We start from the raw sequence: 26,992 nt of genomic DNA, 5'->3' as shown, positions 1-26,992 counted from the left end.
GGTGCCCGCACCGGCGGATCGCGTCAATCTGCGCACGACTCCGTGATTTTTGCGGGTCGCAACACGGGCTATTTTAACCAGATGGGCTATATTGCGGCTGCAAAGGCCCGGTCATTCGCGCTTCATAGTCGCGGAGGACGGTGCGGCCGTTCCTGGAAACCCGGTTTGCTCCCATGGATATGTCCTATCTCCATCACTTTGGCAGCGCCGCCGCCACGATCTTCGTGGTCGCGACCGCCACGATGCGGACGATGATTCCGCTGCGGGTGTTTGGCATCATGGCCAATGTCCTGCTAATCGCGATCTCGATCCCGACCCACAACTATCCGACCATGGCATTGCATGCGGTACTGCTGCCACTCAACATCTACCGCCTGCGCCAGATGCTGCAATTGGTCCAGGATGTGAAAAAGTCGGTGAACTCGGACCTGTCGATGGAATGGCTGAAGCCGTTCATGACCAAGCGTCCCTGTAAGGCCGGTGAGGTGTTGTTTTACAAGGACGAGAAGGCCGAAGACATGTTCTACATCGTCAGTGGTCGTTATCGTCTCGTCGAATCCGGGATCGAATTGCCGGTCGGCGCCATTGTCGGTGAACTCGGCATGCTGTCGCCCTTGAACGAACGCACCCAGACGCTGGAATGTATCGAGCCCGGCATGGTGCTCAGCGTCAGCTACAGCCAGGTCGAAGAGCTCTACGTGCAGAATCCGGAATTCGGTTTCTTCTTCCTGCGTCTCGCCAGCGCGCGATTGTTCGAGAATATCGACAAGCTGGAAGCGCGTCTGATGAAGCAGGACGCGCCCGCATTGCCCATGGCGCCGCAGCACGCATAAGCATCAGGACGTCCCGTGGCAGGTTTCATCAACGTCATCCGCTCCACGCTCGCCGAGCTGGCGAACAGGAGCGAACCTGCAGCGCCGGTTTTGCCGGTGGGGCTGCCGGCTGCGGTGCGTCCTGTGGCGGAAGATGGCGTGGCCCTGTTGATCAACTATCAGAGCGCAGTCTACGCGCAGCTCTACAGCGACCGGCTGCGTCGCTTTGTCGGACGGCGCAACGTCAGCGACGAACTGTTTAGCGAGATTGCGCGGCTGCTCACGATGCGCATGAGCTATCACGATCCGATCCGCATCGCGCAGCTCAAGCTGCAGGAGCCCGTGATGCCCGGCCGGCCGGCCGTCGTCGACAGGCGGCGTTTTCGCCTCGACGAGTTGGTGTCGGCATTGCCAGAGATCGTTGGCGATCCCCTGATGTGGGCGCTCGAGCGCATCTATTGTGCGCATCGCACGGTGCCGATCCGTTTCAGCAAGGCGAGCATCTGGGGCATCAAGCGCCTTGAGTTCGAATCCTGGCTGCGACGTTGGCGCCTGTTGTCGACGCGTTATGAAACCGAGCGCGTCTGGGTCGAACGCTGGCTGCACATGATTGATCGCGCACTGACCAAGCAGCCGGACGCGGCAATGGCCATCGTGCAGACGGCAACCATGATCGAAGGTTACGGCACGGGCTATCGGCAGGGCATGGCCGCCTGGCATCAGATCATCGATGGGCTGGCCAAGCCGGCTTTCGATGGGACGCTGGTTATCACCGATCTGGCGGACGCGATCACGCGTGCCCGTGCGGTGCCGCGCGACCCGAAGGGTGACCAATTACGCAAGGCGATCGGCGAACTCCGGGCGCATGCCGTCCTGAACTAGCGAGAAAGTGGAGCGTGCGCAGTGTTTTCCCGTCCAGGCCGGCTCTGCAGGAAGCGGTGGGTTTTCGGTTCCGCGGCGTGCATTCCCGGTTTCGGAGTGTCATAAATAGGGCGAGTGATCGGGCCGGCTAAGCGGGCCAGCCTGTCGTGACCGGTGAGAGGGACGTCAGCTTGTTGTTTCCTGCAATGTCGTCGTCGATTGCTCTGGGCGGGCTCGTCGGGTGGATGCTCGTCCTCACCGTCAAGCACGTGATCGCTGATTTCCTGCTGCAAAACGCCTGGATGGCGATAGGCAAGGATCAACGGACCGGATGGGCGCTGCCGCTGCTGGCGCATTGCGCGATCCATGGCGTGCTGACAACGCTGTTCATTGCCGTTGTACAACCCAAGCTCTGGTTCCTGGGACTGGTCGACTTCGCGATCCACATCACCATCGATCGGCTCAAGGGCATCTGCGTATCGCATTTCGGTGTGACGCAGGGCCATCGCTGGTTCTGGTGGCTGATCGGCATCGATCAGGCGCTGCATCACCTGACCGACTTCTTCCTGGCCATCTTCATCGTCGCCAACAGCTGATGCGCGTTTGAACGCATCGAGTTCCAATGTGGCGGTAGCAGGGCACGGCTGCCACATTTCAAACTGTTACTCAAGAGTCGCACGCGGCCATTAAGGCTGTTGGTTAACCCTGCGTTAGGAAATTCAACCGCATCCTCATTAACGAGGAGAAACCCCATGCGGTCCAGCCGTCAAGCTTTTGAGAACGATTTTTGCCCCGTCGAGGAAGATCTGCTCGGTGCAATGTATCGTGCAAATGAAAATGGCCTGCCCCATCTCGTGGCCAGCGTTTCATCCGATGTCCGCGCGATGCTGGCTCTGTTCTGCTATCGCCGCAGTCATCTCCACGCTTTGGCAATCTCGATCGCATCGAGCTGCAGCGAGCGTGAGCTGATCGAATTCGGTGGCCGCGTTGGTTCCACGCTCTACGCGCTGTCACACGACACCGCCGTGGCGCGTCCTTCGGTGTCGGCCTATCACAACCGCAAGGCCATCACGCTGTCGACCAAGCCGCTCTCGACGCTGGCGCCGATGGATGATGATCTCGACGACGAGGAACTCGCTCACGCCGTCACGGCGTAGCTGACATCAACTACTCTGCGGCTGCCAGAATTGGCAGCCCGTGCCGGCGCCGCGCCATGGCGCATTCGGGATCGCCAGGCATGCAGGTCCGGCACACGTCAGGCCTCACAGCATAAATCCCGCAGGCTGTGGCCTCTCCAACCTTTCCGGTCAATGCGCTGCAGCGGTCTCCGTCGCAGCGCATTCCCGATTCACGATCATTGACATATTTGGCCGGGATCAGATCGAGATCGGCATCGTCCTCGATGGTGAAGCGCGGCCAGTTGCTCGAATACGAACAACACGCACCGCAGGCCTGGCACGGGCTGGCGTCGCTGATCGTGGTGGTATCGCTTGTCATGTCGCGGTTTATCCCGATCGGACCTGTTTTGCCAGCCGCGATGCAGGCTCGGCTGTTTCAGGTATCCTGCGGCCGCTCCCAGCTCAGCGTCTTGCGCCATTTGCTGCGCAATGCTTCACGCCGCTCCGGATACTTCTCATCGAGAAAATGGGCCTCGATTGCGCGATCGGTTCGAAAACTGCGGAAATCCTGGCGGAGCTCGCACCACGCCGCCAGCAGCCGCACCGCTTCCAGATAACCCACCGCGATCGGCCAGACGATGCGCTCGCTATCGCGACCGGCTTCGTCCCGGTAAAGCAGCCGGACCTTCTTGCCCGCATGAATATGCGCGCGCATCTGCACCATATCCATGCTGTCGGCGGTGCCGCGGAAATGCGGCCGCGCGCGGCTCGCGGGTTCCAGCACGAAGGGGCGCAAGCGCTCGGGCACGGTGTCCGCGATCTTCGCAATGAGATCCTGTGCGGCCTTGGCCAATGCCGGATCGGCGTGCCCCATCACCCATTGCGCGCCGAGCACGGCGGCTTCGATCTCGTCGGGTGTCAGCATCAGCGGCGGCATGTCGAAGCCGCGTTCGAGGATATAGCCCATGCCGGCTTCGCCGCGGATCGGGACGCGTTGCGCCATCAGTGTCGCGATGTCGCGATAGATCGTGCGCTTGGACGTTTCCAGTTCGGCGGCAATGGCGTCCGCCGTCAGCGGCTTCCGCGTGCGCCGGAGTACCTGAATGATCTGAAACAGGCGGTCTGCGCGTCTCATCGTCGTCTCTCTGTCCGTGTTGGTCCGCTGTCGATGCTGACAGCATGTTGGCAGCAGGGGGCAGTCATACAGGACCCAGGTTCAAACGAACGAAGGATTCTGCAATGACCGCTTTCGATAGCCTTGAGGCATTTTCGCATGATGACCGGCTCTGGCGCATCCGGGCATGGCTGCTGGAACGCGCCATTCTCGTCCTGTCGGGCGACCTCCGCTGGGCCCTGATCGGGCTCGGCTGGCGCATGGTTTCCACCGCGGCGGTCCAGACGCGTGTCTGGGTCGCCGGCGCGACCCGGCGTGACGGCTGCTGACACCACGGTGGCAGCAGCGACTGCCTAGTCTCTTGTCCTTATCACTTGGAGAAACCACATGATCGTCCTTCACGGCGCAGGTGCAGGCTTTGGCCTGCCGGAAATCAGCCCTTTCGTTACTAAGACGGAAGTCCAGCTCAAGATGGCCGGCTTGCCCTATGAGAAGCAACCGGCACGGCAGCAGGATTCGCCGAAAGGGCAGATGCCCTATATCGATGACGGCGCTGAGTGCATTGCCGACTCCACCTTTATCCGCGCCTATATCGAACGCAAATATGACGTCGATTTCGATAGGGGTCTCGATCTCGCCCAGCGCGCTCAGGCCTGGGCGATCGAGCGGATGATCGAGCATCACCTCTACTGGTCGCTGGTCGGCGTTCGCTGGGTCGATGCCGATAATTTCGCCAAGGGACCGTCGCATTTCTTCGACGGCATTCCCGAAGCGCAACGCGACGAGATTCGTGCATCCGCGCGCAAATCCGTCATTCAGAACCATCTGGCGAATGGCCTCGGCCGGCATCCTGCCGATGAGGCGCTGCAACTCGCGGATCGTTCGCTGATGGCTCTGTCGGTGCTGCTGGCCGGGAAGTCTCACTTGATGAGCAACCGCCCGGCCGGTGTCGATGCGACCGCATTCGGCGTTCTGGCCGGGATCCTGTCGCCGTTGTTTCCGTCGCCCCTGCAGCGTCAGTTGCACCGCTATGGCAACCTCGTCACCTACGTGGATCGGATGATGGCAGAGTATTATCCCGAACACGTCTGGCAGTGCAGCGTCGCTGCCTGAGGCTGTGTCGCCTTCAATGCGGCGACGCTGCCCCCTTCAGCGTCGCCAGTTCTGCTTCCAACTCTGCAATCCGCGCATCGCGCGCTGCCAGTACTGCTGCAACATCGGCGGCATCGAACTTCTGCGGGATATGCTGCGGGCAATTGGTGTCCCAGGCGGCGATCGTGAACAGGATCACCTGTTCCGGCTTGGCACGATAACCTTGCGGCATTAGCGACGCCAGCAGCGCCGGATCGTCCTCGACCACCCGCGCGGTGCCCCAGAGCTTGACGCGTCGGCGATGTGCATAATCCATGATGAAGATGTTGGCCTTGGGATTCTCGGCGAGATTGCCCTGGGTGATGTATTGCCGATTGCCGCTATAGTCCGCAAAGGCCAGCGTCTGCTTGTCGAGGATCTTCACGAAGCCCTTCGGCCCGCCGCGATGTTGCATGTAAGGCTGGCCGTCAGCGCTTGCGGTAGCCAGAAAGAAGCTGTTCGCCTCGGCGAGAAACGCTGCGAGATTGTCGTCGATCTCGGTGCGCCAGCCGCCGTTTTCCTCGACATGCGCGTAGCCGGAACGCGACCCCTTGCGCGTCTGGATCGCCTTGACGGTCGGCGTGAAGGCAATGTCGCTGGAATAGGTGTGGATGTCTGACATGACTTACTCCCTGATTGGAGCTTGGGACGGGATGCGTTCCCGCCGCCCCAAGTTGGCTATTTCCTCGCACAAGAACAATCATCGGAATTGACACTTCATTATTGCTGGATATGAAATGGTTCGATGGATCGCATCGAAGCCATGACCGTCTTCGTCGCCGTGGCGGACCTGCAGGGGTTCGCGCCCGCGGCCCGCAAGCTCGGACTCTCCGCGTCGGCGGTCACCCGCATGGTGGCGGCGCTGGAGGAGCGCCTTGGCGCCCGCCTGCTGCAGCGGACCACGCGCTCGGTGATGCTGACGGATGTCGGCGCGCGCTATCTGCAACGAGCGCGCCAGATTCTCGCGGATATCGAGGAGGCCGAAGGCTCCGCACAGGCCGAACGGGCGCGGCCGAGCGGGCGTCTGGTCGTCTCGGCGCCGGTCGGATTCGGGCGGCTGCATGTTACGCCGCTGATCTCGGCCTATCTGCAGCGCTACCCGGATGTGTCAGGTGAATTGCGGCTGACCGATCGCATGGTCGGCCTGGTCGAGGACGGCATCGACGTCGCGGTGCGGATCGGCGATCTTGCCGATTCCAGCCTCGTGGCGCGCAACCTCGGTACCATGTCGCGCATCGTGGTGGCGTCGCCGGATTATCTGGCGCAGCGCGGCCAGCCGAAGACACCGGAGGATATCGCAAAGCACGACACGATCCAATTCGGTTCGATCGCGTCAGCGCCGGAATGGCGCTTCATGCGTGATGGCCGGGATGTTCGCATCACGCATGCGCCGCGCTTCACCACCGACGTCGCCGATGCCGCCATCTGGCACGCCGAGCACGGTGGCGGCCTGACTCGCGTGCTGGCCTATCAGGCTGCGGAGGGGCTGGCGGCGGGACGGCTGAAGCGCGTGCTGACGAAGTTCGAGCCGCCGGTGGTGCCGATCCACATCGTCTATCCGACGTCGCGGTTGCTATCGGCTAAAGTGCGCGTCTTCATCGACCTCGCCGCCGAAACCTGCCAGTGGGATTTCAGCAAGCGATAGCTTCGCTACGTTTTTGGCGGGGCCACGCTGAACGTGCCATTCGCTCGGGCGCAAGGCTCGCCGTCTGCCGTGATTAGTGCCTGCGCAAAGCAGAGACGCTTGCCGGTCTTGATGACCTCGGTGTCGATCTGCAGCCATTGCCCGATCTGCGCGGAGCCGAGAAAATCGGCGGAGAGATTGACGGTGAGCAGCCGTGTGCCGCCTCCGAGCACATGGCCACAACTCAGGCCCATCGCATTGTCGGCCAGCGCCGTGATCAGCCCGCCATGCGCCATGCGGCGCGAATTGGTATGCGCTTCAGCAATGCGGAGGCCGAGGATGACATTGGTCTCCGTCACCTTTGAATAGATCGGTTCCCACGGCGTGGTGAGGGGGCTCTTGCGATAGTGTGGCGCGAAGCCGTGGGGGATCGCGGTGTCGGTCATGGCACATCCATCTAGATTGTCTGCGCCATAGAAACGAAAGCACGCGCAAAGGACAGGCCAACAAAGTTTGAAACGGCTTTATCCGGCCGTTTAAAACAACGCGGCGTCTACGATCCTAATACGGCAGTCCCACATAATTTTCCGCCAGCGACGCTGTCGCGACATCCGAATGTACGACATAATCCAGCTCGGCCTGCTGCAGCTTGGTGCCGAAACCGTCATTGTCGGGAAAGCGATGCATCATCGATGTCATCCACCACGAAAAGCGCACGGCTTTCCACACGCGCTTCAGCGCGATGGCCGAATAGAAGTCGAGACCGCTCGAGGATTTCTCGTCATAGAATTCGCGCAACGCCATCGACAGGTAATGGACGTCGGAGGCCGCGAGGTTGAGCCCCTTGGCGCCGGTCGGCGGCACGATGTGGGCGGCGTCGCCGGCCAAAAAGAGCCTTCCGAAGCGCATCGGTTCCGCGACAAAACTACGCAGCGGCGCGATGCTCTTCTCCAGCGATGGGCCGGTGATGAGGCTTTCGGCGGCCTCCGTGTCGAGGCGACGGCGCAACTCGTCCCAGAACATGTCGTCTGTCCAGTTCTCGACTTTTTCGTCGAGGGAGCACTGGACGTAATATCGGCTGCGCGTCATCGAGCGCATCGAGCACAGCGCGAAGCCGCGTTGGTGATTGGTGTAGATCAGCTCATGCGACACTGGCGGCGTATCCGAGAGCAGGCCGAGCCAGCCGAACGGATAGACGCGCTCGAAGGTCTGTACGGCGGAGGCCGGAACGCTCTGGCGCGAGACGCCGTGGAACCCATCACAGCCGGCAATGAAATCGCAGGCGATCTCGTGGCTTACGCCGTCCTTGACGTAGCGCACGCGGGGGCTTGTGCCGTCGAAATCATGCAGCGAGACATTGTCGGCGTCATAGACCGTGGTCAGCCCTGCCTTGTCGCGGGCGTCCATCAGGTCGCGGGTGACTTCCGTCTGGCCGTAGACGGTAACGACCTTACCGCCGGATGCCTTCTTCAGGTCGAGGCGGTGGCGAATTCCGCCGAACAGAAGTTCGATCCCGTCATGGATCAGGCCTTCGTGATGCAGGCGCTCGGTAATCCCCAGCTTTTCCAGCAGGCCAACGGTGCCCTGTTCGAGCACGCCGGCGCGGATGCGGGCGAGGACATAGTCGCGATCCTTGCGCTCCAGAATGACGTTATCGATCCCATAGGCATGCAATAGTTGCCCTAGCAACATTCCAGCCGGACCAGCTCCAATGATGGCAACTTTTGTTCGCAACGCTTGCTCCCGCGGTTGATATAGGCTCTGTCGTCCGACTGAGTTGACAAGTCAAGCGGGGTCGCGACACTGGCTCCGCAACGCGTGCAATCGCACCGCTTGCAAGGATGATTATAACATATAACAATATTCGCAAAGGGCCATTCAAGGTCCGGTGAACAAGTTCGATAGAACAGGTTCGAGAGAACACGTCCAAACGGGCGTAGAGGGAGAGACGTCGATGAAAAGGGCAATCTTTGCATTGCTGGCGGCTGGCTGTCTGACGACGGCAATGAGCCCGGCCCAGGCGCAAGACAAAACCGTCAATATGAAAGTATCCCTGTGGGTGCCGCCGGCGCATCCGCTGGTGCCGGCCACGCAGGCCTGGGCCGCCGATATCGAGAAGGCCTCGGGCGGCAGCATCAAGATGTCGGTATTCCCTTCGGAACAGCTCGGCAAGGCGTTCGATCATTACGACATGGCGCGCGATGGTATCGCCGATATCACCTATGTGAATCCCGGCTATCAGCCCGGCCGCTTCCCCATCGTGGCCGCAGGCCAGCTGCCCTTCGTGTTCTCGGACGGCAAGAAGGGTACCCTCGCGCTCAACGAGTGGTATCAGAAATACGCCAAGACCGAGATGAAGGACACGAAGCTGTGCTTCGCTTTCATCCACGATCCCGGATCGATCCACGGCAAGAAGAAGATCGTAGTGCCGTCAGACCTCAACGGCGTGAAGGTCCGCCCGGCGCAGAGCACCATCGGCGAAATGGTCAAGCTGTTCGGCGGAACCAATGTGCAGGCCTCGGCGCCGGAATCGCGCGATGCGATCGAGCGCGGCGTTGCTGACGAGATCGCGTTCCCGTGGGGCTCGATCTTCCTGTTCGGTATCGACAAGGTGGTGAAGTATCACATCGACGTGCCGCTCTATTCGACGGTGTTCACCTACAACATCAACCTCGCCAAGTATAATTCCATGTCCGCAGCGCAGAAGAAGATCATCGACGATCACTGCACACCGGAATGGGCCTCCAAGGTCACCGATCCCTGGGTCGACTTCGAAGCCAATGGCCGCACCAAGATGAAGGCGCTGCCGGATCACGAAGTCTACAAGCTGACGCCCGAGCAGCTCGCCGAGTGGAAGAAGGGCGTTCAACCGCTCAACGCCGCCTGGGCTGCGGCCGTGAAGAAGGCCGGCGGCGATGCCGATGCCATCGACGCCGACCTCAAGGCGATGCTGAAGAAGCACGACGCGGGGCTGTAGCTTTCCGCCGAGTCCGTTGATCGCACGGACCTCTCACCACGTCATGGCCGGGCTTGACCCGGCCATCCACTTTCCTTCGCCACCCAGAAGATGAATGCCCGGGTCATCTAGTGAAGTTCGCTTCGCGCTGCCCGGGCATGACGATCGAGAGGGCGGAGGCTGGCTTCTCCTCTTGAGCATTGTGACATCGACGATGACCGCCACGTCCGAAATCTCCCAATCCAGCGCCCTCGGCATTCCGCCGGAGCCGCCCCGCAAGAACGTGATGGATCGCTTTATCGATTCCATCGAGTGGATTGCCGCGTTCTTCGTCGGTATCGTCGCGCTGAACACTTTCATCGCGGTGTTTATGCGAAAATTCTTTGCGGTCACGATCCCCGATTATTACAATATCGGCCAGTTCATGCTTGGCGTGCTGATCTTCTGGGGCATCGCCGCGACGTCCTATCGCGGCTCGCACATCACCGTCGATCTGGTCTGGGCCAATGCCACGCCAAAGTATCAGCGCTGGATCGACGTGTTCGCAACCTTGGTGCTGCTGTTCGTCGTGACCGTGCAGACCTACACGCTGTTCGACAAGGTTGTGGACACCTATTCGAGCCACATCGTCACCATGGATCTGCAACTACCGGTCTGGCCGTTCTTCCTGCTGTCATGGATCGGCGACGTTTCGGCGGTGCTGTTGATCGCGATCCGCACTTACAGGCTGATCTTCCATCCGGAAGAGATGCATGAACCCGAAATCAAGACGGCAGAGTAAATCGCATGGATCTCAGTAACGAAGCGGTTGCCGTCATCGGCTTTGTCAGCCTGTTCGTGTTGATGCTGTTGCGCGTGCCGGTGGGTATGGCAATGGGGCTCGTAGGCATCACGGGCTTCGGCTATCTCACTGGTTTTGCGCCAGCGCTGAAACTGGTCGGCCAGACTACCATGCGGACAGTGACGGACTATTCCTTTGGCGTGATCCCGATGTTCCTCCTGATGGGCGCCTTCGTCTCGGTGTCGGGTATCAGCCGTGAACTGTTTCGCGCGGCCAACACCTTTGTTGGCCACTGGAAAGGTGGGCTGGGCATCGCGACTATCGCCGCCTGCGGCGGCTTCGCTGCGATCTCCGGCTCGTCGGTGGCGACGGCTGCGACATTCTCCGCCGTTGCCTATCCGGAAATGCGCCGTTTCAATTATCCGCAGAGCTTCGCCACAGGCGTCATCGCCGTGGGCGGCACGCTCGGCGCGATGCTGCCGCCGTCCACGGTATTGGCAGTTTACGGCATTATTACCCAGCAAGACATAGGCAAGCTGTTCATCGCCGGCATCGTGCCGGGCCTGCTCGCTATCGTCATGCACATGATAACCATTGCGATCATCGGCGTGGTCAAGCCGGGCTTCTTGCCGGCTGGCCCGAAAGCCTCGTGGCGCGAGCGCGCCGCGGCGATCCGCGATGTCTGGTCGCCATTGTTGCTGTTCGTCTTCGTGATTGGCGGCCTTTATGGCGGCTTCTTCATCCCGACCGAAGCCGGTGCGGTCGGCGCGGTCGGCGCCTTCATCATCGGCGTGCTGCGCGGCAAGCTGAACAAGGACGGCATCCTGCAGTCACTACTGCAAGCGACGCGGACCGCGGCCGCCGTGTTCACCGTGCTCATCGGTGCGCTGTGCTTTGGCTATTTTCTCACCATTACCCAGACCCCGCAGCACGTCACCGAGTTCCTCACCGGCCTCGGCATCGGCCCCTACGGCGTGCTGGCGCTGATCCTCCTGATGTATCTGGTGCTGGGCTGCCTGATGGATGCCATGGCCATGGTGATCCTCACCGTGCCGATCGTGTTTCCGGTGATCATGGCGCTTGGTTTCGATCCGATCTGGTTCGGCATCGTCATCGTCATGACCGTCGAGCTCGGCCTGATTCATCCGCCGGTCGGCATGAACGTGTTCGTCATCAAGAGTGTGATCAAGGACGTCAGCATGTCGACGATATTCAAAGGCGTGCTGCCATTCGTGGTTACCGACCTGATCCGTCTCGTGCTGCTGATCCTGTTCCCGCTGATTGCCACTTGGCTGCCGATGCGGATGATCGGGTGATGTTGTGACCACACCGCAGCTCGCGACGAAATATGTCTTCAGCCTGTCGATCAAGGTTGGCACGCCGATCGTGGCCGGTGATCTCGGATATGGCATCCGTCGCGTCATTCCGGTCCTTGGCGGCACTGTGCAGGGCGAGGGCATCAAGGGTACGATCCATTCGGGCGGCGCCGATTTTCAGATTATCCGTCCGGATGGCTTCACCGAGCTGGAAGCGAAATATACGTTCGAACTCGATGACGGCGCCGTGGTCTATATTGAGAATATCGGTGTCCGCGTCGGGCCGAAAGAAGCACTCGACCGCATCGCTCGGGGCGAGGCGGTCGATCCCGCGCTGATCTACTTCCGCTCGGTGCCGAAATTCGAGACAGGGCATCCCAGCTATCGGTGGCTGATGCAGAACCTGTTCATCGGCGTCGGCGCACGGCATCCCGATCGCGTCGAACTCGCGGTGCATCAGGTGCTGTAGGGCTCCATCCTCTCCGCTGTCATTGCGAGGAGCGAAGCGACGCGGCAATCCAGTTCTTGGCTTTCTGGATTTGTTTCGCTTCGCTCGCAATGGCGGAGGTGGCAGCTTACTTTCTCCGCAATTTCTGGTGTTAAATCTCCATCGACCGGCAAAAAGCCGGCGTTACACAGGGAGGCGACGATGCTGAGAGCTTGGGTGCTTGGATCTGCGATTTCGCTACTGATGGCTGTGCCTGCGCTGGCGCAGGACTGGACCAAATCGAAATGGGGGCCGAACGATGAGATCGGCGCCGCGAACTACATGAAGCCCGATCTGGTGAAGTCGGCCGCGCAGCTGGTGAAGACCGGCAAGACCTACGCACTCGGCATTCCGGTGGGCGCGGACACGCCGGCCTATCCGCCCCGCGGTTTCAAGATCACCGTGGTACAGCCCGGTCAGGCCGGCAATCCCGGGCTCGGTCCCAATCACGCGACCTACAACGACGACATGCTCAACGGCTGGGTCGGCGTCGGCAGCCAGATGGACGGGCTCGGCCATCTCGGCGTCAATCACGTCTACTATAACGGCAACAAAATTGCAGACTTCGGTGACCCCACAGGCCTTAAGAAGCTCGGCATCGACAAGGTGCCGCCGCTCGTCACCCGTGGCGTGCTGCTGGACATGGCGGCCTACTACAAGACCGACGTGGTCAAGGAAGGCACTGCTTTCAATGTCAAGGAAATCGAGGAGGTCGCCAAGGCGCAGGGCGTTGAGATCAGGCAAGGCGACGTCGTGCTGTTCCACACGGGATGGCTCAGCCTGCTCGGCAAGGACGATAAACGCTACAATGCCGGCGAGCCCGGCCTTGGCGCCGAGGGCGCTAAGTATCTAACCAGCAAGGGTGTCGTCGCGGTCGGCGCCGATACCTGGGGCGTCGAGGTGCTGCCGTTCGAAACCGGCAATGTATTTGAAATCCACCAGATACTTCTGGCGATGAACGGGACTTACATCCTCGAAAACATGGACACATCCGAACTGGCCAAGGACAAAGGCTACGAGTTCCTGTTCGTGCTTGGTCAGCCCCGCTTCAAGGGCGGTGTGCAGAGCATGATCAACCCGGTGGCGATCCGCTAGCCCTGGTAAGAGAGGCGATCCGGTCTATCAGGCGAGACCGGATCGCTGTCGCACCGGAATACCTGACTTTATGCAGGACGAGATCAGCCTATTGCACCGCAAGATTGACTCATGCGCTATTCGTTATAAGATATAATTATTCTAGCCAGGACCTAATCGCGCTCATGAACCAAGCCGTCGCCGCTACCGCTGCCATGCTCCAGATCGAAACCCAAGGCCGCGTGCTGATCGTGGGCCTGAACCGTCCTGCCAAGCGCAACGCGCTGAACGATGGACTGATCCTGGACATCGAGCGTTGCTTCGCGTCGCTGCCCGAGGAAATCGGTGCCGTCGTCGTCCACGGCATCGGCGGGCATTTTTCCGCGGGTCTCGATCTGTCCGAACTCACCGAGCGCGACGCGACAGCCGGCTTGATGCATTCGCGGATGTGGCACCGGGTGTTCGATATCATCCAGCATTGCCGCGTCCCAGTGATCGCCGCACTACAGGGCGCAGTGATCGGCGGCGGGCTTGAACTGGCTTGCTCCGCGCATATTCGCGTTGCCGATCCCTCGGCCTATTACGCGCTGCCGGAAGGCAGCCGCGGCATCTTCGTCGGTGGCGGCGGCTCGATGCGGCTGCCGCGCCTGATCGGTGTGCACCGGATGGCCGATATGATGCTCACCGGCCGCGTCTACAAGGCGGAGGAGGGCATGTCGCTCGGCTTCGCGCAGTATCTGACGGAAGCCGGCGGCGCCTTGCCCAAGGCCATAGAGCTTGCCGAGCGTGTCGCGCAGAACGCGCCGTTGACAAATTTTGCCGTGCTGCAGGCCTTGCCGCTGATCGCCGAAGCCAGTCCGCAGACAGGCCTGATGCTGGAAGCGCTGATGGCCTCGGTGGCGCAGAGCGATCAGGAGGCGAAAAATCGCATCAGGGATTTTCTGGAGCGCAAGGCTGGCAAGGTGAAGCCCGGCTGATCCGGCAAGACGGCAACGAACAAAAATAAAAGCAACAATCGGGACGAATACACAGGGCGGAAACAATGTCTGCAAGCGCCGATAAAATCGATCAGACAAAGCGAGCGATAACCGCGCATCCGCTCCGGCCGATTTCCTATGGCGATCCCGCGGTCACCATCGAGCGCCACGACGACGGCACCATCTATCTGCGCCCGACCAATGCGATCGGCGACTATCCGGAACGCGTCACCGATTATCTGCATCATTGGGCCAGGGAAGCACCAGATCGCGTCTTCATGGCCGAGCGCGCCGAAGGCGGCGGCTGGCGCGAAGTCACTTATGCGCAGATGCTGGATGCAGCGCGCCATATCGCCTCGGCGCTGCTGGCGCGTGGGCTGTCGGCCGACAAGCCCATTGTCATTCTCTCGGGCAATTCCGTCGATCACGCACTGATCGCTTTCGGCGCGCTCTATGCCGGCATTCCCTACGCTCCAGTGTCGCCGGCCTATTCGCTGGTGTCGAAGGACTACGGCAAGCTCGGCTATCTCATGAAGCTGCTGACGCCGGGGCTGGTCTTCGTCGATGACGCCAATGCATTCACGAACGCTATTCACTTCAATGTGCCCGAAGGCACTGAAGTCGTCGTAAGTACCGGCTCCCTGCCGGACCGGCCCGTGACCAAACTCTCCGATCTGCTCGTGATGCCGGAGGCCGCCAATCTCGACGCAGCGAACGCAGCCATCGGTCCGGATACCATTGCGAAGTTTTTGCTGACCTCCGGCTCCACCGGCAATCCGAAGGCCGTGATCAATACACAGCGCATGATGTGCGCCAACCAGATCATGCTGCGCGATACACTGGCCTTCCTGAAGGACGAGCCGCCGGTGATCATCGACTGGCTGCCATGGAATCACACCTTTGGCGGTAATCATAATATCGGGCTGACGCTGTTCAATGGCGGTTCGATGTATCTCGACGACGGCAAGCCGACGCCCGCGGGTATCGAACAGACAATTCGTAATCTCCGCGAGATCTCGCCGACGGTCTATTTCAACGTCCCTAAGGGCTATGAATCGCTGCTGCCCTATCTGCGCGAAGACGCAGAGTTGCGCGAAAAATTCTTCACCCGCCTGCATGCGATGTTTTTCTCGGGCGCTGCGCTGTCCGCCTATGTCTGGGACAGTCTCGATGAGCTGTCGGTTCAGACCACTGGTGTGCGCGTGCCGATGCTGACGGGTCTCGGCGCGACCGAAACCTCGCCTTTCTTCATGTGCGTCAATCCCGCGACCAGCCGCTCCGGTCATGTCGGTCTCCCGGTGCCAGGCAACGATGCCAAGCTGGTGCCGAACAACGGCAAGATGGAAGTGCGCGCCAAAGGGCCGAACATCACGCCGGGCTATTGGCGCGAACCGGAACTGACCGCGAAGGCGTTCGACGAGGAAGGCTATTACATCTTCGGCGATGCGCTGAAGGCCGTCGATCCCGATGATCTCTCTGCCGGCTTTGATTTCGACGGTCGCATCTCCGAGGACTTCAAACTCGGCAGCGGCACCTGGGTCAGCGTCGGCCCGCTTCGCGCGCGCTTCGTCGGCACCTGCGCGCCACTGGTCCGCGATGTCGTCATCGCTGGCATCAACCGCGATGAACTCGCGGCTCTCGTAATCCTCGATCTCGATGGCTGCCGTGTCATCAATCCTGACTTGCCGGCTGGCGATCTTGCCGCGGCAGCCAATGATCCGATCATCCGCGACGCGTTCCGTGAGCGCCTCGCACGTTTCATGGCCGGTGCTACCGGCTCGTCCACGCGGATTGCCAAGGCGGTGCTGCTCGACACTCCGCTGTCCATCGATCGTGGTGAGGTCACGGACAAGGGCTCGGTCAATCAGCGCGCCGTGCTGGAGCATCGCGCCAGGTTGATCGACGATATTTATGGGAATCCGGAAGTTGCGAAAGTGATCGCGATCTAGTTGAAAGCCGCCAATGAACGGCAGAGAAATCGAACAGGGGAGGACATCATGCAATTGAAGAACCAGGCCGCTATCGTCACGGGTGGCGCTTCCGGTCTCGGCGCTGCGACCGCCCGCAGGCTCGCCGCGCAGGGCGCGAAAGTCGCGCTGCTCGATCTCAACATCGCCCTCGCCGAAGCCGTCGCCAAGGAAATCGGCGGTGTTGCCATTTCCTGCGACGTGTCCGACGCCGCCTCCGCTGAAGCCGCGGTCGCCGCCGCCGCCAATGCGCACGGCCCGGCGCGTGTGCTGGTGAACTGCGCTGGCATCGGCGTCGCCAAGCGCGTGATCGGCCGCGATGGTCCGATGGCGCTCGGCGATTTCGACAAGGTCATTCGCGTCAACCTGATTGGCTCGTTCAACATGATCCGCTTGGCAACGGACCCGATGTCCAAGCTGGAGCCGCTGGAGACCGGCGAGCGCGGCGTGGTGATCTCGACGGCCTCGGTGGCGGCCTATGACGGCCAGATCGGCCAGTCCGCCTATTCGGCCTCCAAGGGTGGCATCGTCGGCATGACACTGCCCATCGCCCGCGAGATGGCCCAGTTCGGCATCCGCGTGCTGACCATCGCGCCGGGCCTGTTCATGACGCCGCTTTTGGCGGGCCTGCCGCAGGAGGCGCAGGACAGTCTCGCCGCAGCGATCCCGTTCCCACGCCGGCTCGGCCATGCCGACGAATTCGCGTCTCTCGCACTGCACATGATCGACAATCCGTATCTCAACGGCGAGGTGGTCCGGCTCGACGCCTCGCTGCGCATGGCGCCACGTTAAGCCTGCGGCAAAGCATCAGTGCGCCAGCCCTTTACCGGTACGGGCGCACTGACCTAAAGAAGGGGCTGATAAGCCAGCCGAACTTTGATTTAGCTGAAGCCATAAAAAATGACTCTGAGGGAGAGACCCATGACCAAGCATCACTTGGCGATCGCGGCTGTTGCCGCATCGCTGGCACTCGCTGCACCGGCTTTTGCCCAAACCTCCGACATCACTATCGGCATCACCACGTCAACCACGGGCCCCGCGGCGGCGCTGGGCATTCCCGAACGCAACGCGCTGGAATTCGTGCCGAAGGAAATCGGCGGCGTGCCGCTCAAGATCATCGTGCTCGACGATGGCGGCGATCCGACCACCGCGACCACCAATGCCCGCCGTTTCATGACCGAATCCAAGGCCGACATCATCATGGGTTCGGCGGTGACGCCAACCAGCATTGCGGTGTCCAACGTGGCCAACGAAGCTGGCATCCCGCATTTCGCCCTGTCGCCGCTGCCGATCACGCCGGAACGCGCCAAGTGGTCGGTGGCCATGCCCCAGCCCGTGCCAATCGTCGGCAAGGTGATGTACGACCACATGAAGTCCAAGGGCATCAAGACCATCGGCTATATCGGCTATTCCGATAGCTACGGCGATCTGTGGTTCAACGATCTCAAGACCCAGGCGGTGCCGATGGGCATCAACATCGCGGCGGAAGAGCGTTTTGCCCGTCCGGATACGTCGGTCACCGGTCAGGTACTGAAACTGCTTGCTGCCAATCCTGACGCGATCCTGGTCGGCGCCTCCGGCACCGCCGCCGCGCTGCCGCAGACCGAATTGCGCGACAAGGGCTACAAGGGCCTGATCTACCAGACCCACGGCGCCGCCTCGATGGACTTCATCCGTATCGCCGGCAAGGCCGCCGAAGGCGTGCTGATGGCCTCCGGCCCGGTGATGTATCCGGAAGGCCAGGCCGATACGGCCCTGACCAAGAAGCCCGGCATGACGCTCAACACCGCCTATGAGGCCAAATACGGCCCGAACAGCCGCAGCCAGTTCGCCGGCCACTCCTATGACGCCTTCGAGGTGCTGAAGCGAGTGATCCCGACGGCGCTGAAGACCGCCAAGCCTGGCACTCCGGAGTTCCGCGAGGCGATCCGGCAGGCGCTGCTCACCGAGCGTGAGATTGCCGCCACCCAGGGCGTCTACAACTTCACGGAAAAGGATCGGTATGGTCTGGATGAGCGTTCGCGCATCTTGCTGACGGTGAAAGACGGCAAATACGTTCTCGCCCAGTAATGCAGATCTGACGGAGGGCAGTGGCGCGAAGCGTCTTTGCTTCGCCGGCATTTTTCGATAACAAGGCCGGCCCTCGCCAGAGGGTCGGCTTTTTGCTGTGCGCGAGCCTTCGCGCGGCCACAACCAGCGCCACGTCTGCCGGTATCGCTGCCGCTTTCGGCGCTCTCCGCTTCCACACGAGAAAGATAAGACATGTCTAAGCTTCATCTGGCGATCGCGGCTGTTGCCGTCTCGCTGGCGATTGCCACCCCGGCCGAAACCCAGACTGCCGACATCACCGTCGGCATCAGCATTTCCACCACGGGCCCCGCGGCCGCGCTGGGCGTGCCCGAGCGCAACGCGCTGGAATTCGTGCCCAAGGACATCGGCGGCGTGCCGTTGAAGCTGATTGTGCTCGACGACGGCGGCGATCCGTCCATCGCCACCACCAACGCGCGCCGGTTCGTGTCGGAATCCAAGGCCGACATCATGGTCGGCTCGTCGATCGTGCCGTCCTCGGTCGCCATGTCGGCGGTCGCCAACGAAGCCGGTGTGCCGCATTTCAGCCTGTCGCCGATGCCGTTTACGTCAGCGCGTGTGAAGTGGTCGGTGGACATGCCGCAGCCAGTCGAGATCGTCGGCAAGGTCATGTACGACCACATGAAGGTCCACGGCGTGAAGACCATCGGCTATGTCGGCTATTCGGACAGCTATGGCGACCTGTGGTTCAACGACCTCAAGGCGCAGACATCAGCGATGGGTATGTCCATCGTCGATGATGAGCGCTTCGCGCGTCCGGATACGTCGATCACCGGCCAGGCGCTGAAGCTGATTGCAGCTAATCCCGATGCCATCCTGATCGGCGCCGCCGGCACCGGTGCCGGCATGCCGCAGTCCGAACTGCGTGACCGCGGCTACAAGGGCCTGATCTATCAGACCCATGGCGCCGCCTCATCAGACTTCATCCGCATCGCCGGAAAATCTGCCGAAAACGTGCTGATGGCTGCGGGTCCCGTGATGTATCCGGAAGGCCAGCCGGACTCGGCGCTGACCAAGAAGCCCGGCCTTGAACTCAACGCAGCCTATGAAGCCAAATACGGCGCCAACAGCCGCAGCCAGTTCGCCGGTCACGCCTATGACGTGTTCGAAGTGCTGAAGCGCGTCGTGCCCGTGGCGTTGAAGACCGCTAAGCCCGGCACCCCGGAATTCCGCGAGGCCATCCGCCAGGCGCTGATGAGCGAGAAGGAAATCGCGGCCACCCAGGGCGTCTACAACTACACCGAAAAGGACCGCAACGGCGTCGATGACCGTTCGCGGATCCTGCTGACGGTCAAGGACGGGAAGTACGTTCCGGCGAAGTAAGCGCTGAACTCAAGAAACGAAAAAGCCGGTTGTCGCGAGACAGCCGGCTTTTTCATATGATCGAGATCAGATTGCGCTCGCGCCTTCGTGCTGAAAGCCAAGATAGCTCGCCACCACGCGCTGGTTGCTGGCGATATCGCTGGCGGCGCCATCCAGGATGAACTCGCCGAGCTCCATCACATAGGCACGGTCGGCGATCTTCAGTGCCGCCTGCGCATTCTGCTCGACCAGCAGCACTGAGACGCCGGCAGCCTTCAGCTCGCTGACGATGCGGAAAATGTCGGCGACGATGATAGGGGCGAGGCCGAGGCTTGGTTCGTCGAGCATCAAGAGCTTTGGCGCGCCCATCAGAGCACGGCCCATGGCCAGCATCTGCTGTTCGCCGCCCGAGAGTGTGCCGGCGAGCTGCTTGCGGCGCTCCTTCAGGCGCGGAAACAAATTGTAGACGTGCTCGAACGAGCGGGCGGCGGTGGCCTTGTCGATGCGGAAGGCGCCGAGCAGCAGATTGTCTTCCACATTCATCGTGGCGAACAATTCGCGATGTTCGGGCACGAGGCTGAGGCCGGCAGCGACGCGGTCCTCGATGTCGATCTTAGAGACGTCCTGTCCGGCGAATGTCACGCCACCCTTCAGCGGAAGGATACCCATCACCGCATTGAGCAGCGTGGTCTTGCCGGCGCCGTTGGCGCCAATGATCGTGACGATCTCGTCGGCGCGAACCTCGAGATTGACCGCACGCACGGCCTCGACCTTGCCATAGGCGACATGCGCATCGGTGACTTGCAGCAATGCGCTCATGCGACCGCTCCCAGATAGGCCTTGATGACGTCGGGATTGGTCTTGATGTCGGCAGGCGTGCCCTCGGCGATCTTGGTGCCGAAATCGAGCACTACGATGCGATTGGCGAGATTCATGACGAAGCCCATATCGTGTTCGACCAACAACACCGACATGCCGCCGTCGCGGAGCTGGCGCAGCAGCGTCGCGAGCCGTTGCTTTTCCATGTGGCGCAGGCCGGCGGCAGGCTCATCCAGCAGCAGCAGCATCGGATCGACGCACAGCGCCCGGGCGATCTCGACGATGCGCTGCTGGCCGAGTGACAGGGATCCTGCGAGTTGGTTCATCTGGTCACCGAGGCCGACGCGTTCGATCTGCTTGGCAGCTTCCGCGAGCAGCTTCGCTTCGTCGGCGCGGTCAAGCCTCAGCATGCTGGCGATGGCGCCCGAACGTCCGCGCAGATGCGCACCGAGGGCGACGTTTTCCAGCACGGTCATGTCGGGCACCAGCTTCACATGCTGGAAGGTGCGGGCAATGCCGAGCTTGACGATCTCCTGCGGCGGCGCGCCGGACACACTCTTGCCGAGTACCGCGACCTTGCCGGCGGTCGCGGCCAGTACGCCGGTGATAAGGTTGAAGGTCGTGCTCTTGCCGGCGCCATTGGGGCCGATCAAAGCGACGATCTCGCGCGCCTGCACATTGAACGACACGTCGTTGACGGCGACGACGCCGCCAAACTGCTTGCGTGCCTTGTCGACCTGCAGCAATACGCCGGTGTCCGGACGGTGGTCGTTGCGGGCGGGCAGTGCATCGGCTGGCGTGGGGCGCTTGCGGCTGTCGCCAGACGGCAGCCACGCGGTCAGCCACGGCCACATGCCGGTCGGCGCGAGCTGGAGCAGCGCGACGAGCAGGATGCCGAACACTATGGTTTCGAGCTGGCCGCCGCCGCCGAAGATCAGCGGCAGATAGCTTTGAAGCACTTCCTTGAGGATCACGACCACGGCCGCACCGAGCACACCGCCCCAGACATAGCCGGCGCCGCCGACCACCGCGATGAACAGATATTCGATACCGAGATGCGGTCCGAACGGCGTCGGATTCGCAGCGCGCTGGAAATGCGCATAGAGCCAGCCGGACAGGCCGGCGAGAACTGCTGCGTAGATGAAGACCAGGAGCTTCGCGCGCGCCGTCTGCACGCCGAAGGCTTCGGCAGCAATATGGCCGCGGCGTAGCGCGCGGATGGCGCGGCCGGTCCGCGAGTCCAGAAGGTTCATGGACAGCAGCGCGCAGATGATGACCGCGATCCAGATCGGGAAATAGATCGAGCCGGGATCCAGCATCTTCCAAGTGCCGATCGACAGTGGCGGGATGCCCGAAATGCCGTCGTTACGGCCGAGGAATTCCAGCTTGCTGAACAGATAGAACAGGCTGATGCCCCAGGCGATGGTGCCGAGTGGCAGATAGTGGCCCGACAGACGCATGGTGATGATGCCGAGCAGTACCGCGGCGAGGCCTGAGACGATCAGCGACATCGGCAGCGTCAGCCACGGCGACATGCCATAGGCGGTGGTGAGATAGGCCGTTGTATAGGCGCCGAAACCGCAGAACGCCGCCTGGCCGAATGACGTCAGGCCGCCGACGCCGGTGAGCAGCACGAGGCCCATGGCGACGAGCGCGGCTAGGCCGATATTGTCGAGCAGCACGATCCAGAATGGCGGCACGCCCGGCACGAACGGGATCGCAGCCATCGCGAGCGCGAAAACGAGAATGGGAAGGAGACGCTGTTGCATGGCGCTTAATCCTTCTCTTCTTCGACTTCAGGTGCGGCGAGCGAGCGCAGCACCAGAACCGGAAGGATCAGCGTGAAGACGATGACCTCTTTGTAGTTGCTCGCATAGAACGACGAGAACGCCTCAACGCAGCCGACCAGGATCGCGGCGGCAGCCGTCAGCGGATAGCTGACGAGGCCGCCGATGATCGCGGCGACGAAGCCCTTCAGGCCGATTAGGAAGCCGGTGTCGTAATAAAGCGTGGTGATCGGCACGATCAGGATGCCGGAAATGGCGCCGATGACCGAGGCCAGCAGGAATGCGATCTGACCCGACAGTGAGGTGCGGATGCCGGCGAGGCGAGCACCGAGGCGGTTTACCGCCGTGGCGCGCAGTGCTTTGCCATAAAGCGTGTAGCCGAAGAACAGCCACAACCCGACGATCAGAGCGATGGTGATGCCATAGACGGCGATGCTCTGGCCGGTGAAGCGCAGCGCGCCGATGGTGATGGCGTCAGACGAGATCGCAGGGCCGCGCTGGCCTTCGGCGCCGAAGAAGACGAGGCCAAAACCCTGCAGCGCGAGGTGGCAGCCCACCGAGGCGATCAGCAGTACCAGAACCGATGTGTGGGCGATCGGCTGGAACGCGATGCGATAGAGATAAAGGCCGATGGCGGCGACGATCAGCAGCGACAGCGCGATGTTGAGGGCGATATTCCCCGGCCGTCCACTCAGCGCCCACATCACGCCCCAGATCGCCAGCGGGAACACGATGTTGACCGCAATCGAGCGCAGTACGCGCTTGGCATGGAGCGCCTTGCGGAAGGTGAAGAGATCGAAGGCAAAGGCCACGACGCCCATGGCGACGGCGAGCTTGATGGTGCCCGGCATCTGGCCGGCCGAGAGGCTGGCATAGGTCAGCGCGCCGAAGGTGATGAATTCGCCTTGGGGGATCAGGATGATGCGTGTGACCGCAAAGACCAGCACTAGGGCCAGCCCGAGCAGCGCATAGATCGCGCCATTGGTGATGCCGTCCTGCAAAAGGAACAGCAAAATCGTCGTATTCAAAGCCGCGCGCTCCCCCACACTGTCTGGCGCGCCGGATACCACAGGCGCGGGACGATCAACAATGGCGGTTGAAACCCGCCGTCTATTTGATATACTTCATAACGATTATTGAACATAATCTCAAGGCCTGTCGCACGTCGACCGGGTGTTTCATTCAAGCCGCCGGGTATCGCGGAAAGCGAGCGATGACTGTTTCAAAGATGACGTCTCAGGATCAAGCCAAGCAGGTTGCGCCCGTCGGGTTCGACGAGGAGGCCGGTGCGCTGCAGCTCGGCGAACTGTCCGAACTGCTAGGCTATTCGCTGAAACGTGCGCAGTTGAAGGTGTTTGAAGACTTCCTGCGCTGCATGGCGCCGCTGCAGCTGACGCCGGCGCAGTTCTCGGTGCTGCTGCTGCTGGACAAGAACCCGGGCCGCAACCAGACCGAAATCGCCAATACGCTCGGCATTCTCCGTCCGAATTTCGTTTCGCTGCTCGACGCTCTGGAGAGTCGTGACTTGCTGACGCGGATGCGCTCGCCGAGCGACCGCCGCTCCCATGTGCTGATGCTCACCGACAAGGGGCATGCCACGCTGGCCCGTGCCAAGAAGCTGGTGGCGACGCGGCATGAAGCGCGGCTGATCGAGGTGCTGGGGCCGGCCGAGCACAAAGCGCTGCTGGGCATGATGGCGAAGATTGCTAGGGAGTTTTGAGCGGGCGTCTTCCTTAACCTCGCCCCGCTCTTTGCGGGGAGAGGTCGGCGCGCAGCGCCGGGTGAGGGGCCTTCGCTGTCCTCTCCGCACATGCGGAGTTCCGGTTCGGAAATTCTTCGACCCGTGAATCCGGGAGCGACGAGGCGACATACCTCGCCCCTCACCCGGCGCAACAAGCTCCGCTTGTCGCGCCACCCCCTCCCCGCAAATGCGGGGCGAGGGCAACGCTTAGTCCACCAAAATCACTCTGACATCATTCGCATTGGTCAGCGTCGGCCCGGTCTGCAGCAGATCGCCTGTCGCGGTGAAGAACGTCGTTGCGTCGTTATTCGCGAGCGTCGCCTTCGCGTCCAGCTTCTGCGCACGCATGGCCTCGAACGTACGCGCATCGACGATCGCACCGGCGGGATCGCTGGCGCTGCCGGCGCCGCCATCGGCGCCGTCGGTGTCACCGGCGAGCGCGACGATGCCGGTTGTATCCTTGAAAGCATCCGCGAGCGCCAGCGCGTATTCCTGGTTCGGGCCGCCGCGGCCGTTGCCCGTGACGGTCACAGTGAGTTCGCCGCCGGAGAGGATCGCGAGCTTCTTGCCGTCGGCCTTGGCCTTAAGCGCCAGCTTCGCATGCTCGGCGGCAACCTCGCGCGCTTCGCCTTCGAGATCGGCGCCGAGATCGACAATCTCATAGCCGGCATCACTGGCCACCTTGATTGCGGCATCGAGTGACTCGCGCGGTCGTGCGATCAGCTCGAACCGTGCGCGCGCGAATGCCGCGTCATCCGGCTTCACGCTTTCATTGGCCTCATCGCTGAGCGCCGCCCGTACGGCGTCATCGATGGCGAGATTGAATTTCGCGATGATGGCACGGGCATCGGCCAGCGTTGTTGTATCCGGCACCGTCGGTCCCGATGCGATCACGGCGGGATCGTCATGCGGCACGTCGGAAATCGCCAGCGATACGATCTCGGCCTTCTGCCCAGCGCGGGCAAGGCGGCCGCCCTTGATACGCGACAGATGTTTGCGCACGGTGTTGATCTCGCCGATCACCGCACCGGAGCGAAGTAGCGCGCGGTTGAGCTTCTGCTTCTGCTGGAAGGTGATGCCCGCCACTGGCGCGGTCCAGTTGGCGGAGCCGCCGCCGGAAATCAGCACCAGCAGCAGGTCGTCGGCAGTGGCTTCCGCCGCGAGCTTGAGGCTGTCGTCGGCACCCTTGAGGCCCGCTTCATCGGGCACGGGATGGCCGGCCTCCACCACACGGATGCGCCGTGTCGGCACGCCATGGCCATGGCGCGTGGTGGCGATGCCGGTGAGGCGCGCGGGATCGAGCTTTAGCGTGTCGAGATAATGCGCCTCTGCGGCAGCGGCCATGGCGGCGGCGCCCTTGCCGGCGGCGAGGCAGATGATGCGGCCTTTCGGCGGCGCCGGCAGATGGGCGCTGAGGATGACATCGGGATGGGCCGCGGCAACTGCGGCATCGAAAATTGCGCGGAGCAGGGGGCGTTTATCGGTCATGCCGGGGTTATGCCGCTCTACGGCAGGGACGGCAAGCGCTTCCCCTCGCCCCCGGACGCGGCGCAGCCGCGAATGGTGGGAGAGGGTTGATCGAACCGCGGAGCGGTTCGAGACGGAAAGGGGGTGGTGCGGCAGGCGAGAAAGAAAGATCCCTCTCCCGTCTTCGCTTCGCCGTAGCCGATGCTGTGCATCGGCTACGGTCCTTTAAGGACGGCGACCGGAGGTCGCCTGCTGCACCCTCTCCCACGGCGCGCAGCTTCGCTCCGCCCGGGGGAGAGGAAGAAACAGCCTAGCCGCCCTTGCCGCTTTCGCCGAGTTCACCGGTCAGCACGTCGCCGAACAGTTTCCAGTTCTCTCCTTCGAAACGCATCAGCTGCATCTGCTCGATGGGCGAGAAATCGGTGGGTGAGGTGTTGACCAGCACGCCTGGCAGCAGCGTCGACTGCTGGACGTTCTTCAGGTTCGCCGCCTGCTTCATCACATTGGCGCGGGTGAGATCGTCGCCGCACTGCTTGAGCAGGATCGCCATGGTCTCGGCGATATTATAGCCGGACATCAGCGACGAGTCGGACGGGTTGCCGTCCGGGACGTATTTGGCGAGGAATTCGCGATAGGCCTTGATGCCTGGATCGTCCTTCCACTGCGGGTCGGTGGCGTCCTTGGAGTAGTGCGCGGAGAGCAAGCCCTGCGCGTTCTCGAAGCCTGCGGGACGCAGCACCTGACCGATCGATACGCTGACGCCCGGAACAATCATGGTCGGCTTCCAGCCCAGTTCCGCGATCTTCTTGATGGTCTGTGCGGCAAACTTCGGCGTCGCGAAGATGATGACAACGTCGGGATTGACCGACTTCATCTTGACGATGTGGGAATCCACGGTCGGCTCGGTGAGCTCATAGCTCTCCTCGATGACGATGGACGAGGCCTTGTCGCCAAGGCCGTCCTTGACGCCCTTGAGATAATCCTTACCGAAGTCGTCATTCTGAAAGAGCACGCCGATCTTCGCGCCGGCCTTTTCCTTAAGCAGGTACTTGGCGTAGATGCGGCCTTCGCTCTGGTAGCTGGGCAGCCAGCCCATGGTCCAGGGGAAGTTCTTCGGGTCGGCCCATTTGGTTGCGCCGGTGGCGAGGAACAGCTGCGGCACCTTCTTGGCGTTGAGATATTTCTGGATCGCCGTATTGGACGGCGTGCCGAGCGCCGAGAACATCAAGAGCACTTCGTCGGACTCGATCAGTTTGCGGGTCTGCTCAACAGCCTTCGGCGGCGAATAGGCATCGTCATAGCTGATGTAGTTGATCTTACGGCCGTTGATGCCGCCCTGATCGTTGATCATCTTGAAATAGCCTGCCTGCGCCTTGCCCACCGCACCATAGGCCGAAGCGGGGCCGCTATAGGGCACGATATTGCCGAGCTTGATTTCGGTGTCGCTGGCGCCGGTGTCATATTTCTTCTGGGCGAGGACGTGGGTCGAGGAGACGGCGAGCAACATGGCGGCGGCCGAGAGCGACAACAGCCGCGCGGACGTGGCAGACATTTGAGTTCCTTCCCTTGC

28 protein-coding genes are annotated in these 26,992 nt (G+C 61.9%); 18 read left to right on the top strand and 10 right to left on the bottom strand.

Annotation, left to right across the window (positions count from 1 at the left end):
- Positions 1-173 precede the first annotated feature (173 nt).
- From AC1DUY_RS26420 to AC1DUY_RS26405, 4 genes are all read left to right on the top strand, one after another.
- Positions 174-833: a Crp/Fnr family transcriptional regulator gene (locus AC1DUY_RS26420; protein ID WP_089265467.1), complete on the top strand. Its 660-nt coding sequence runs from the start codon at positions 174-176 to the stop codon at positions 831-833.
- Between the two features lie 15 nt (positions 834-848).
- The gene (locus AC1DUY_RS26415) at positions 849-1,694 is read left to right on the top strand and encodes a DUF6537 domain-containing protein (RefSeq protein WP_478118172.1); all 846 of its coding nucleotides are present in this window, start codon (positions 849-851) and stop codon (positions 1,692-1,694) included.
- A gap of 170 nt (positions 1,695-1,864) precedes the next feature.
- Positions 1,865-2,269, top strand: coding sequence for a DUF3307 domain-containing protein (locus AC1DUY_RS26410; RefSeq protein WP_068735395.1), 405 nt, complete (start codon positions 1,865-1,867; stop codon positions 2,267-2,269).
- Between the two features lie 156 nt (positions 2,270-2,425).
- On the top strand, positions 2,426-2,830 hold the full coding sequence (locus AC1DUY_RS26405; protein WP_478118169.1) for a hypothetical protein: 405 nt from the start codon (positions 2,426-2,428) through the stop codon (positions 2,828-2,830).
- 10 nt (positions 2,831-2,840) lie between these two features.
- On the opposite strand, the gene AC1DUY_RS26400 is transcribed toward AC1DUY_RS26405, so the two are convergent.
- Entirely contained in the window at positions 2,841-3,170 is a 330-nt protein-coding gene (locus tag AC1DUY_RS26400; protein ID WP_478118167.1) for a YkgJ family cysteine cluster protein, read from the bottom strand.
- Positions 3,171-3,227: 57 nt separating this feature from the next.
- Entirely contained in the window at positions 3,228-3,926 is a 699-nt protein-coding gene (locus AC1DUY_RS26395; RefSeq protein WP_478118165.1) for a helix-turn-helix transcriptional regulator, read from the bottom strand.
- 104 nt (positions 3,927-4,030) lie between these two features.
- On the opposite strand from AC1DUY_RS26395, the gene AC1DUY_RS26390 reads away from it, so the two are divergent.
- Positions 4,031-4,234, top strand: a complete 204-nt coding sequence (locus AC1DUY_RS26390) for a hypothetical protein (protein WP_089265462.1) — start codon at positions 4,031-4,033, stop codon at positions 4,232-4,234.
- A gap of 58 nt (positions 4,235-4,292) precedes the next feature.
- The gene (locus AC1DUY_RS26385) at positions 4,293-5,018 is read left to right on the top strand and encodes a glutathione S-transferase family protein (RefSeq protein WP_478118163.1); all 726 of its coding nucleotides are present in this window, start codon (positions 4,293-4,295) and stop codon (positions 5,016-5,018) included.
- A gap of 13 nt (positions 5,019-5,031) precedes the next feature.
- Here AC1DUY_RS26385 and AC1DUY_RS26380 read toward each other — a convergent pair whose 3' ends face one another.
- Positions 5,032-5,658: a pyridoxamine 5'-phosphate oxidase family protein gene (locus AC1DUY_RS26380; protein WP_175368272.1), complete on the bottom strand. Its 627-nt coding sequence runs from the start codon at positions 5,656-5,658 to the stop codon at positions 5,032-5,034.
- Positions 5,659-5,781: 123 nt separating this feature from the next.
- Here AC1DUY_RS26380 and AC1DUY_RS26375 point away from each other — a divergent pair, with 123 nt between their 5' ends.
- Positions 5,782-6,681 (top strand): LysR family transcriptional regulator, encoded by a 900-nt coding sequence (locus AC1DUY_RS26375; RefSeq protein WP_478118160.1) that lies wholly within the window; start codon positions 5,782-5,784, stop codon positions 6,679-6,681.
- A 5-nt stretch (positions 6,682-6,686) separates the two neighbouring features.
- On the opposite strand, the gene AC1DUY_RS26370 is transcribed toward AC1DUY_RS26375, so the two are convergent.
- On the bottom strand, positions 6,687-7,106 hold the full coding sequence (locus AC1DUY_RS26370; RefSeq protein WP_478118158.1) for a PaaI family thioesterase: 420 nt from the start codon (positions 7,104-7,106) through the stop codon (positions 6,687-6,689).
- A gap of 115 nt (positions 7,107-7,221) precedes the next feature.
- Positions 7,222-8,394 (bottom strand): 4-hydroxybenzoate 3-monooxygenase, encoded by a 1,173-nt coding sequence (pobA, locus tag AC1DUY_RS26365; RefSeq protein ID WP_093756847.1) that lies wholly within the window; start codon positions 8,392-8,394, stop codon positions 7,222-7,224.
- Between the two features lie 220 nt (positions 8,395-8,614).
- Here pobA and AC1DUY_RS26360 point away from each other — a divergent pair, with 220 nt between their 5' ends.
- The 10 genes from AC1DUY_RS26360 (at position 8,615) to AC1DUY_RS26315 (ending at position 19,629) form a co-directional block, all read left to right on the top strand.
- On the top strand, positions 8,615-9,637 hold the full coding sequence (locus AC1DUY_RS26360; protein ID WP_089265456.1) for a TRAP transporter substrate-binding protein: 1,023 nt from the start codon (positions 8,615-8,617) through the stop codon (positions 9,635-9,637).
- A gap of 265 nt (positions 9,638-9,902) precedes the next feature.
- Positions 9,903-10,397 (top strand): TRAP transporter small permease, encoded by a 495-nt coding sequence (locus tag AC1DUY_RS26355; RefSeq protein WP_231081064.1) that lies wholly within the window; start codon positions 9,903-9,905, stop codon positions 10,395-10,397.
- Positions 10,398-10,402: 5 nt separating this feature from the next.
- Complete coding sequence (locus AC1DUY_RS26350) at positions 10,403-11,713, top strand: TRAP transporter large permease (protein WP_089265454.1); 1,311 nt, start codon at positions 10,403-10,405, stop codon at positions 11,711-11,713.
- A gap of 4 nt (positions 11,714-11,717) precedes the next feature.
- Positions 11,718-12,182, top strand: a complete 465-nt coding sequence (locus AC1DUY_RS26345) for a DUF3237 domain-containing protein (RefSeq protein ID WP_478118155.1) — start codon at positions 11,718-11,720, stop codon at positions 12,180-12,182.
- Positions 12,183-12,362: 180 nt separating this feature from the next.
- The gene (locus AC1DUY_RS26340) at positions 12,363-13,295 is read left to right on the top strand and encodes a cyclase family protein (protein WP_231079693.1); all 933 of its coding nucleotides are present in this window, start codon (positions 12,363-12,365) and stop codon (positions 13,293-13,295) included.
- A gap of 164 nt (positions 13,296-13,459) precedes the next feature.
- On the top strand, positions 13,460-14,251 hold the full coding sequence (locus AC1DUY_RS26335) for a crotonase/enoyl-CoA hydratase family protein (RefSeq protein WP_478118153.1): 792 nt from the start codon (positions 13,460-13,462) through the stop codon (positions 14,249-14,251).
- A 65-nt stretch (positions 14,252-14,316) separates the two neighbouring features.
- Positions 14,317-16,200, top strand: a complete 1,884-nt coding sequence (locus tag AC1DUY_RS26330; protein ID WP_478118151.1) for a feruloyl-CoA synthase — start codon at positions 14,317-14,319, stop codon at positions 16,198-16,200.
- Positions 16,201-16,248: 48 nt separating this feature from the next.
- A complete protein-coding gene (locus tag AC1DUY_RS26325) occupies positions 16,249-17,010 on the top strand; it encodes an SDR family NAD(P)-dependent oxidoreductase (protein ID WP_089265449.1) in 762 nt (253 codons plus the stop codon).
- Between the two features lie 129 nt (positions 17,011-17,139).
- Entirely contained in the window at positions 17,140-18,288 is a 1,149-nt protein-coding gene (locus tag AC1DUY_RS26320) for an ABC transporter substrate-binding protein (protein ID WP_093756840.1), read from the top strand.
- 192 nt (positions 18,289-18,480) lie between these two features.
- Positions 18,481-19,629 (top strand): ABC transporter substrate-binding protein, encoded by a 1,149-nt coding sequence (locus AC1DUY_RS26315; RefSeq protein WP_231079695.1) that lies wholly within the window; start codon positions 18,481-18,483, stop codon positions 19,627-19,629.
- Positions 19,630-19,695: 66 nt separating this feature from the next.
- Here the strand turns inward: AC1DUY_RS26315 and AC1DUY_RS26310 are convergent, their stop codons facing one another.
- The 3 genes from AC1DUY_RS26310 to AC1DUY_RS26300 are packed head-to-tail and all read right to left on the bottom strand — an operon-like array spanning position 19,696 to position 23,242.
- The gene (locus AC1DUY_RS26310) at positions 19,696-20,427 is read right to left on the bottom strand and encodes an ABC transporter ATP-binding protein (protein WP_231079696.1); all 732 of its coding nucleotides are present in this window, start codon (positions 20,425-20,427) and stop codon (positions 19,696-19,698) included.
- Positions 20,424-22,196, bottom strand: a complete 1,773-nt coding sequence (locus tag AC1DUY_RS26305; RefSeq protein ID WP_478118148.1) for a branched-chain amino acid ABC transporter ATP-binding protein/permease — start codon at positions 22,194-22,196, stop codon at positions 20,424-20,426. The genes AC1DUY_RS26310 and AC1DUY_RS26305 overlap by 4 nt, the downstream gene beginning before the upstream one ends.
- A gap of 5 nt (positions 22,197-22,201) precedes the next feature.
- Positions 22,202-23,242 carry a branched-chain amino acid ABC transporter permease gene (locus AC1DUY_RS26300; RefSeq protein WP_478118146.1) on the bottom strand — a complete coding sequence of 347 codons (1,041 nt, stop codon included), beginning with the start codon at positions 23,240-23,242 and terminating at the stop codon, positions 22,202-22,204.
- A 185-nt stretch (positions 23,243-23,427) separates the two neighbouring features.
- Between AC1DUY_RS26300 and AC1DUY_RS26295 the strand changes: the two genes are divergently transcribed.
- Positions 23,428-23,934: a MarR family winged helix-turn-helix transcriptional regulator gene (locus AC1DUY_RS26295; RefSeq protein ID WP_478118144.1), complete on the top strand. Its 507-nt coding sequence runs from the start codon at positions 23,428-23,430 to the stop codon at positions 23,932-23,934.
- Positions 23,935-24,162: 228 nt separating this feature from the next.
- Here AC1DUY_RS26295 and AC1DUY_RS26290 read toward each other — a convergent pair whose 3' ends face one another.
- The gene (locus AC1DUY_RS26290) at positions 24,163-25,443 is read right to left on the bottom strand and encodes a glycerate kinase type-2 family protein (RefSeq protein WP_478118142.1); all 1,281 of its coding nucleotides are present in this window, start codon (positions 25,441-25,443) and stop codon (positions 24,163-24,165) included.
- Between the two features lie 289 nt (positions 25,444-25,732).
- Entirely contained in the window at positions 25,733-26,974 is a 1,242-nt protein-coding gene (locus AC1DUY_RS26285) for an ABC transporter substrate-binding protein (protein WP_478118140.1), read from the bottom strand.
- Positions 26,975-26,992 lie beyond the last annotated feature (18 nt).

This window comes from Tardiphaga sp. P4_G1, from assembly GCF_056401215.1.
The sequence above is the reverse complement of the archived record's forward strand: the minus strand, read 5'-3'. Positions and strand labels throughout refer to the sequence as shown.

Excerpts from the sequence above, each read along its gene's own strand:
- AC1DUY_RS26420 (WP_089265467.1), top strand. The coding sequence starts at position 174 with ATGGATATGTCCTATCTCCATCACTTTGGCAGCGCCGCCGCCACGATC.
- AC1DUY_RS26405 (WP_478118169.1), top strand. The coding sequence starts at position 2,426 with ATGCGGTCCAGCCGTCAAGCTTTTGAGAACGATTTTTGCCCCGTCGAG.
- AC1DUY_RS26400 (WP_478118167.1), bottom strand. The coding sequence starts at position 3,170 with ATGACAAGCGATACCACCACGATCAGCGACGCCAGCCCGTGCCAGGCC.
- AC1DUY_RS26395 (WP_478118165.1), bottom strand. The coding sequence starts at position 3,926 with ATGAGACGCGCAGACCGCCTGTTTCAGATCATTCAGGTACTCCGGCGC.
- AC1DUY_RS26390 (WP_089265462.1), top strand. The coding sequence starts at position 4,031 with ATGACCGCTTTCGATAGCCTTGAGGCATTTTCGCATGATGACCGGCTC.
- AC1DUY_RS26385 (WP_478118163.1), top strand. The coding sequence starts at position 4,293 with ATGATCGTCCTTCACGGCGCAGGTGCAGGCTTTGGCCTGCCGGAAATC.
- AC1DUY_RS26380 (WP_175368272.1), bottom strand. The coding sequence starts at position 5,658 with ATGTCAGACATCCACACCTATTCCAGCGACATTGCCTTCACGCCGACC.
- AC1DUY_RS26375 (WP_478118160.1), top strand. The coding sequence starts at position 5,782 with ATGGATCGCATCGAAGCCATGACCGTCTTCGTCGCCGTGGCGGACCTG.
- AC1DUY_RS26370 (WP_478118158.1), bottom strand. The coding sequence starts at position 7,106 with ATGACCGACACCGCGATCCCCCACGGCTTCGCGCCACACTATCGCAAG.
- AC1DUY_RS26360 (WP_089265456.1), top strand. The coding sequence starts at position 8,615 with ATGAAAAGGGCAATCTTTGCATTGCTGGCGGCTGGCTGTCTGACGACG.
- AC1DUY_RS26355 (WP_231081064.1), top strand. The coding sequence starts at position 9,903 with ATGGATCGCTTTATCGATTCCATCGAGTGGATTGCCGCGTTCTTCGTC.
- AC1DUY_RS26350 (WP_089265454.1), top strand. The coding sequence starts at position 10,403 with ATGGATCTCAGTAACGAAGCGGTTGCCGTCATCGGCTTTGTCAGCCTG.
- AC1DUY_RS26340 (WP_231079693.1), top strand. The coding sequence starts at position 12,363 with ATGCTGAGAGCTTGGGTGCTTGGATCTGCGATTTCGCTACTGATGGCT.
- AC1DUY_RS26335 (WP_478118153.1), top strand. The coding sequence starts at position 13,460 with ATGAACCAAGCCGTCGCCGCTACCGCTGCCATGCTCCAGATCGAAACC.
- AC1DUY_RS26330 (WP_478118151.1), top strand. The coding sequence starts at position 14,317 with ATGTCTGCAAGCGCCGATAAAATCGATCAGACAAAGCGAGCGATAACC.
- AC1DUY_RS26325 (WP_089265449.1), top strand. The coding sequence starts at position 16,249 with ATGCAATTGAAGAACCAGGCCGCTATCGTCACGGGTGGCGCTTCCGGT.
- AC1DUY_RS26320 (WP_093756840.1), top strand. The coding sequence starts at position 17,140 with ATGACCAAGCATCACTTGGCGATCGCGGCTGTTGCCGCATCGCTGGCA.
- AC1DUY_RS26315 (WP_231079695.1), top strand. The coding sequence starts at position 18,481 with ATGTCTAAGCTTCATCTGGCGATCGCGGCTGTTGCCGTCTCGCTGGCG.
- AC1DUY_RS26310 (WP_231079696.1), bottom strand. The coding sequence starts at position 20,427 with ATGAGCGCATTGCTGCAAGTCACCGATGCGCATGTCGCCTATGGCAAG.
- AC1DUY_RS26305 (WP_478118148.1), bottom strand. The coding sequence starts at position 22,196 with ATGCAACAGCGTCTCCTTCCCATTCTCGTTTTCGCGCTCGCGATGGCT.
- AC1DUY_RS26295 (WP_478118144.1), top strand. The coding sequence starts at position 23,428 with ATGACTGTTTCAAAGATGACGTCTCAGGATCAAGCCAAGCAGGTTGCG.
- AC1DUY_RS26290 (WP_478118142.1), bottom strand. The coding sequence starts at position 25,443 with ATGACCGATAAACGCCCCCTGCTCCGCGCAATTTTCGATGCCGCAGTT.
- AC1DUY_RS26285 (WP_478118140.1), bottom strand. The coding sequence starts at position 26,974 with ATGTCTGCCACGTCCGCGCGGCTGTTGTCGCTCTCGGCCGCCGCCATG.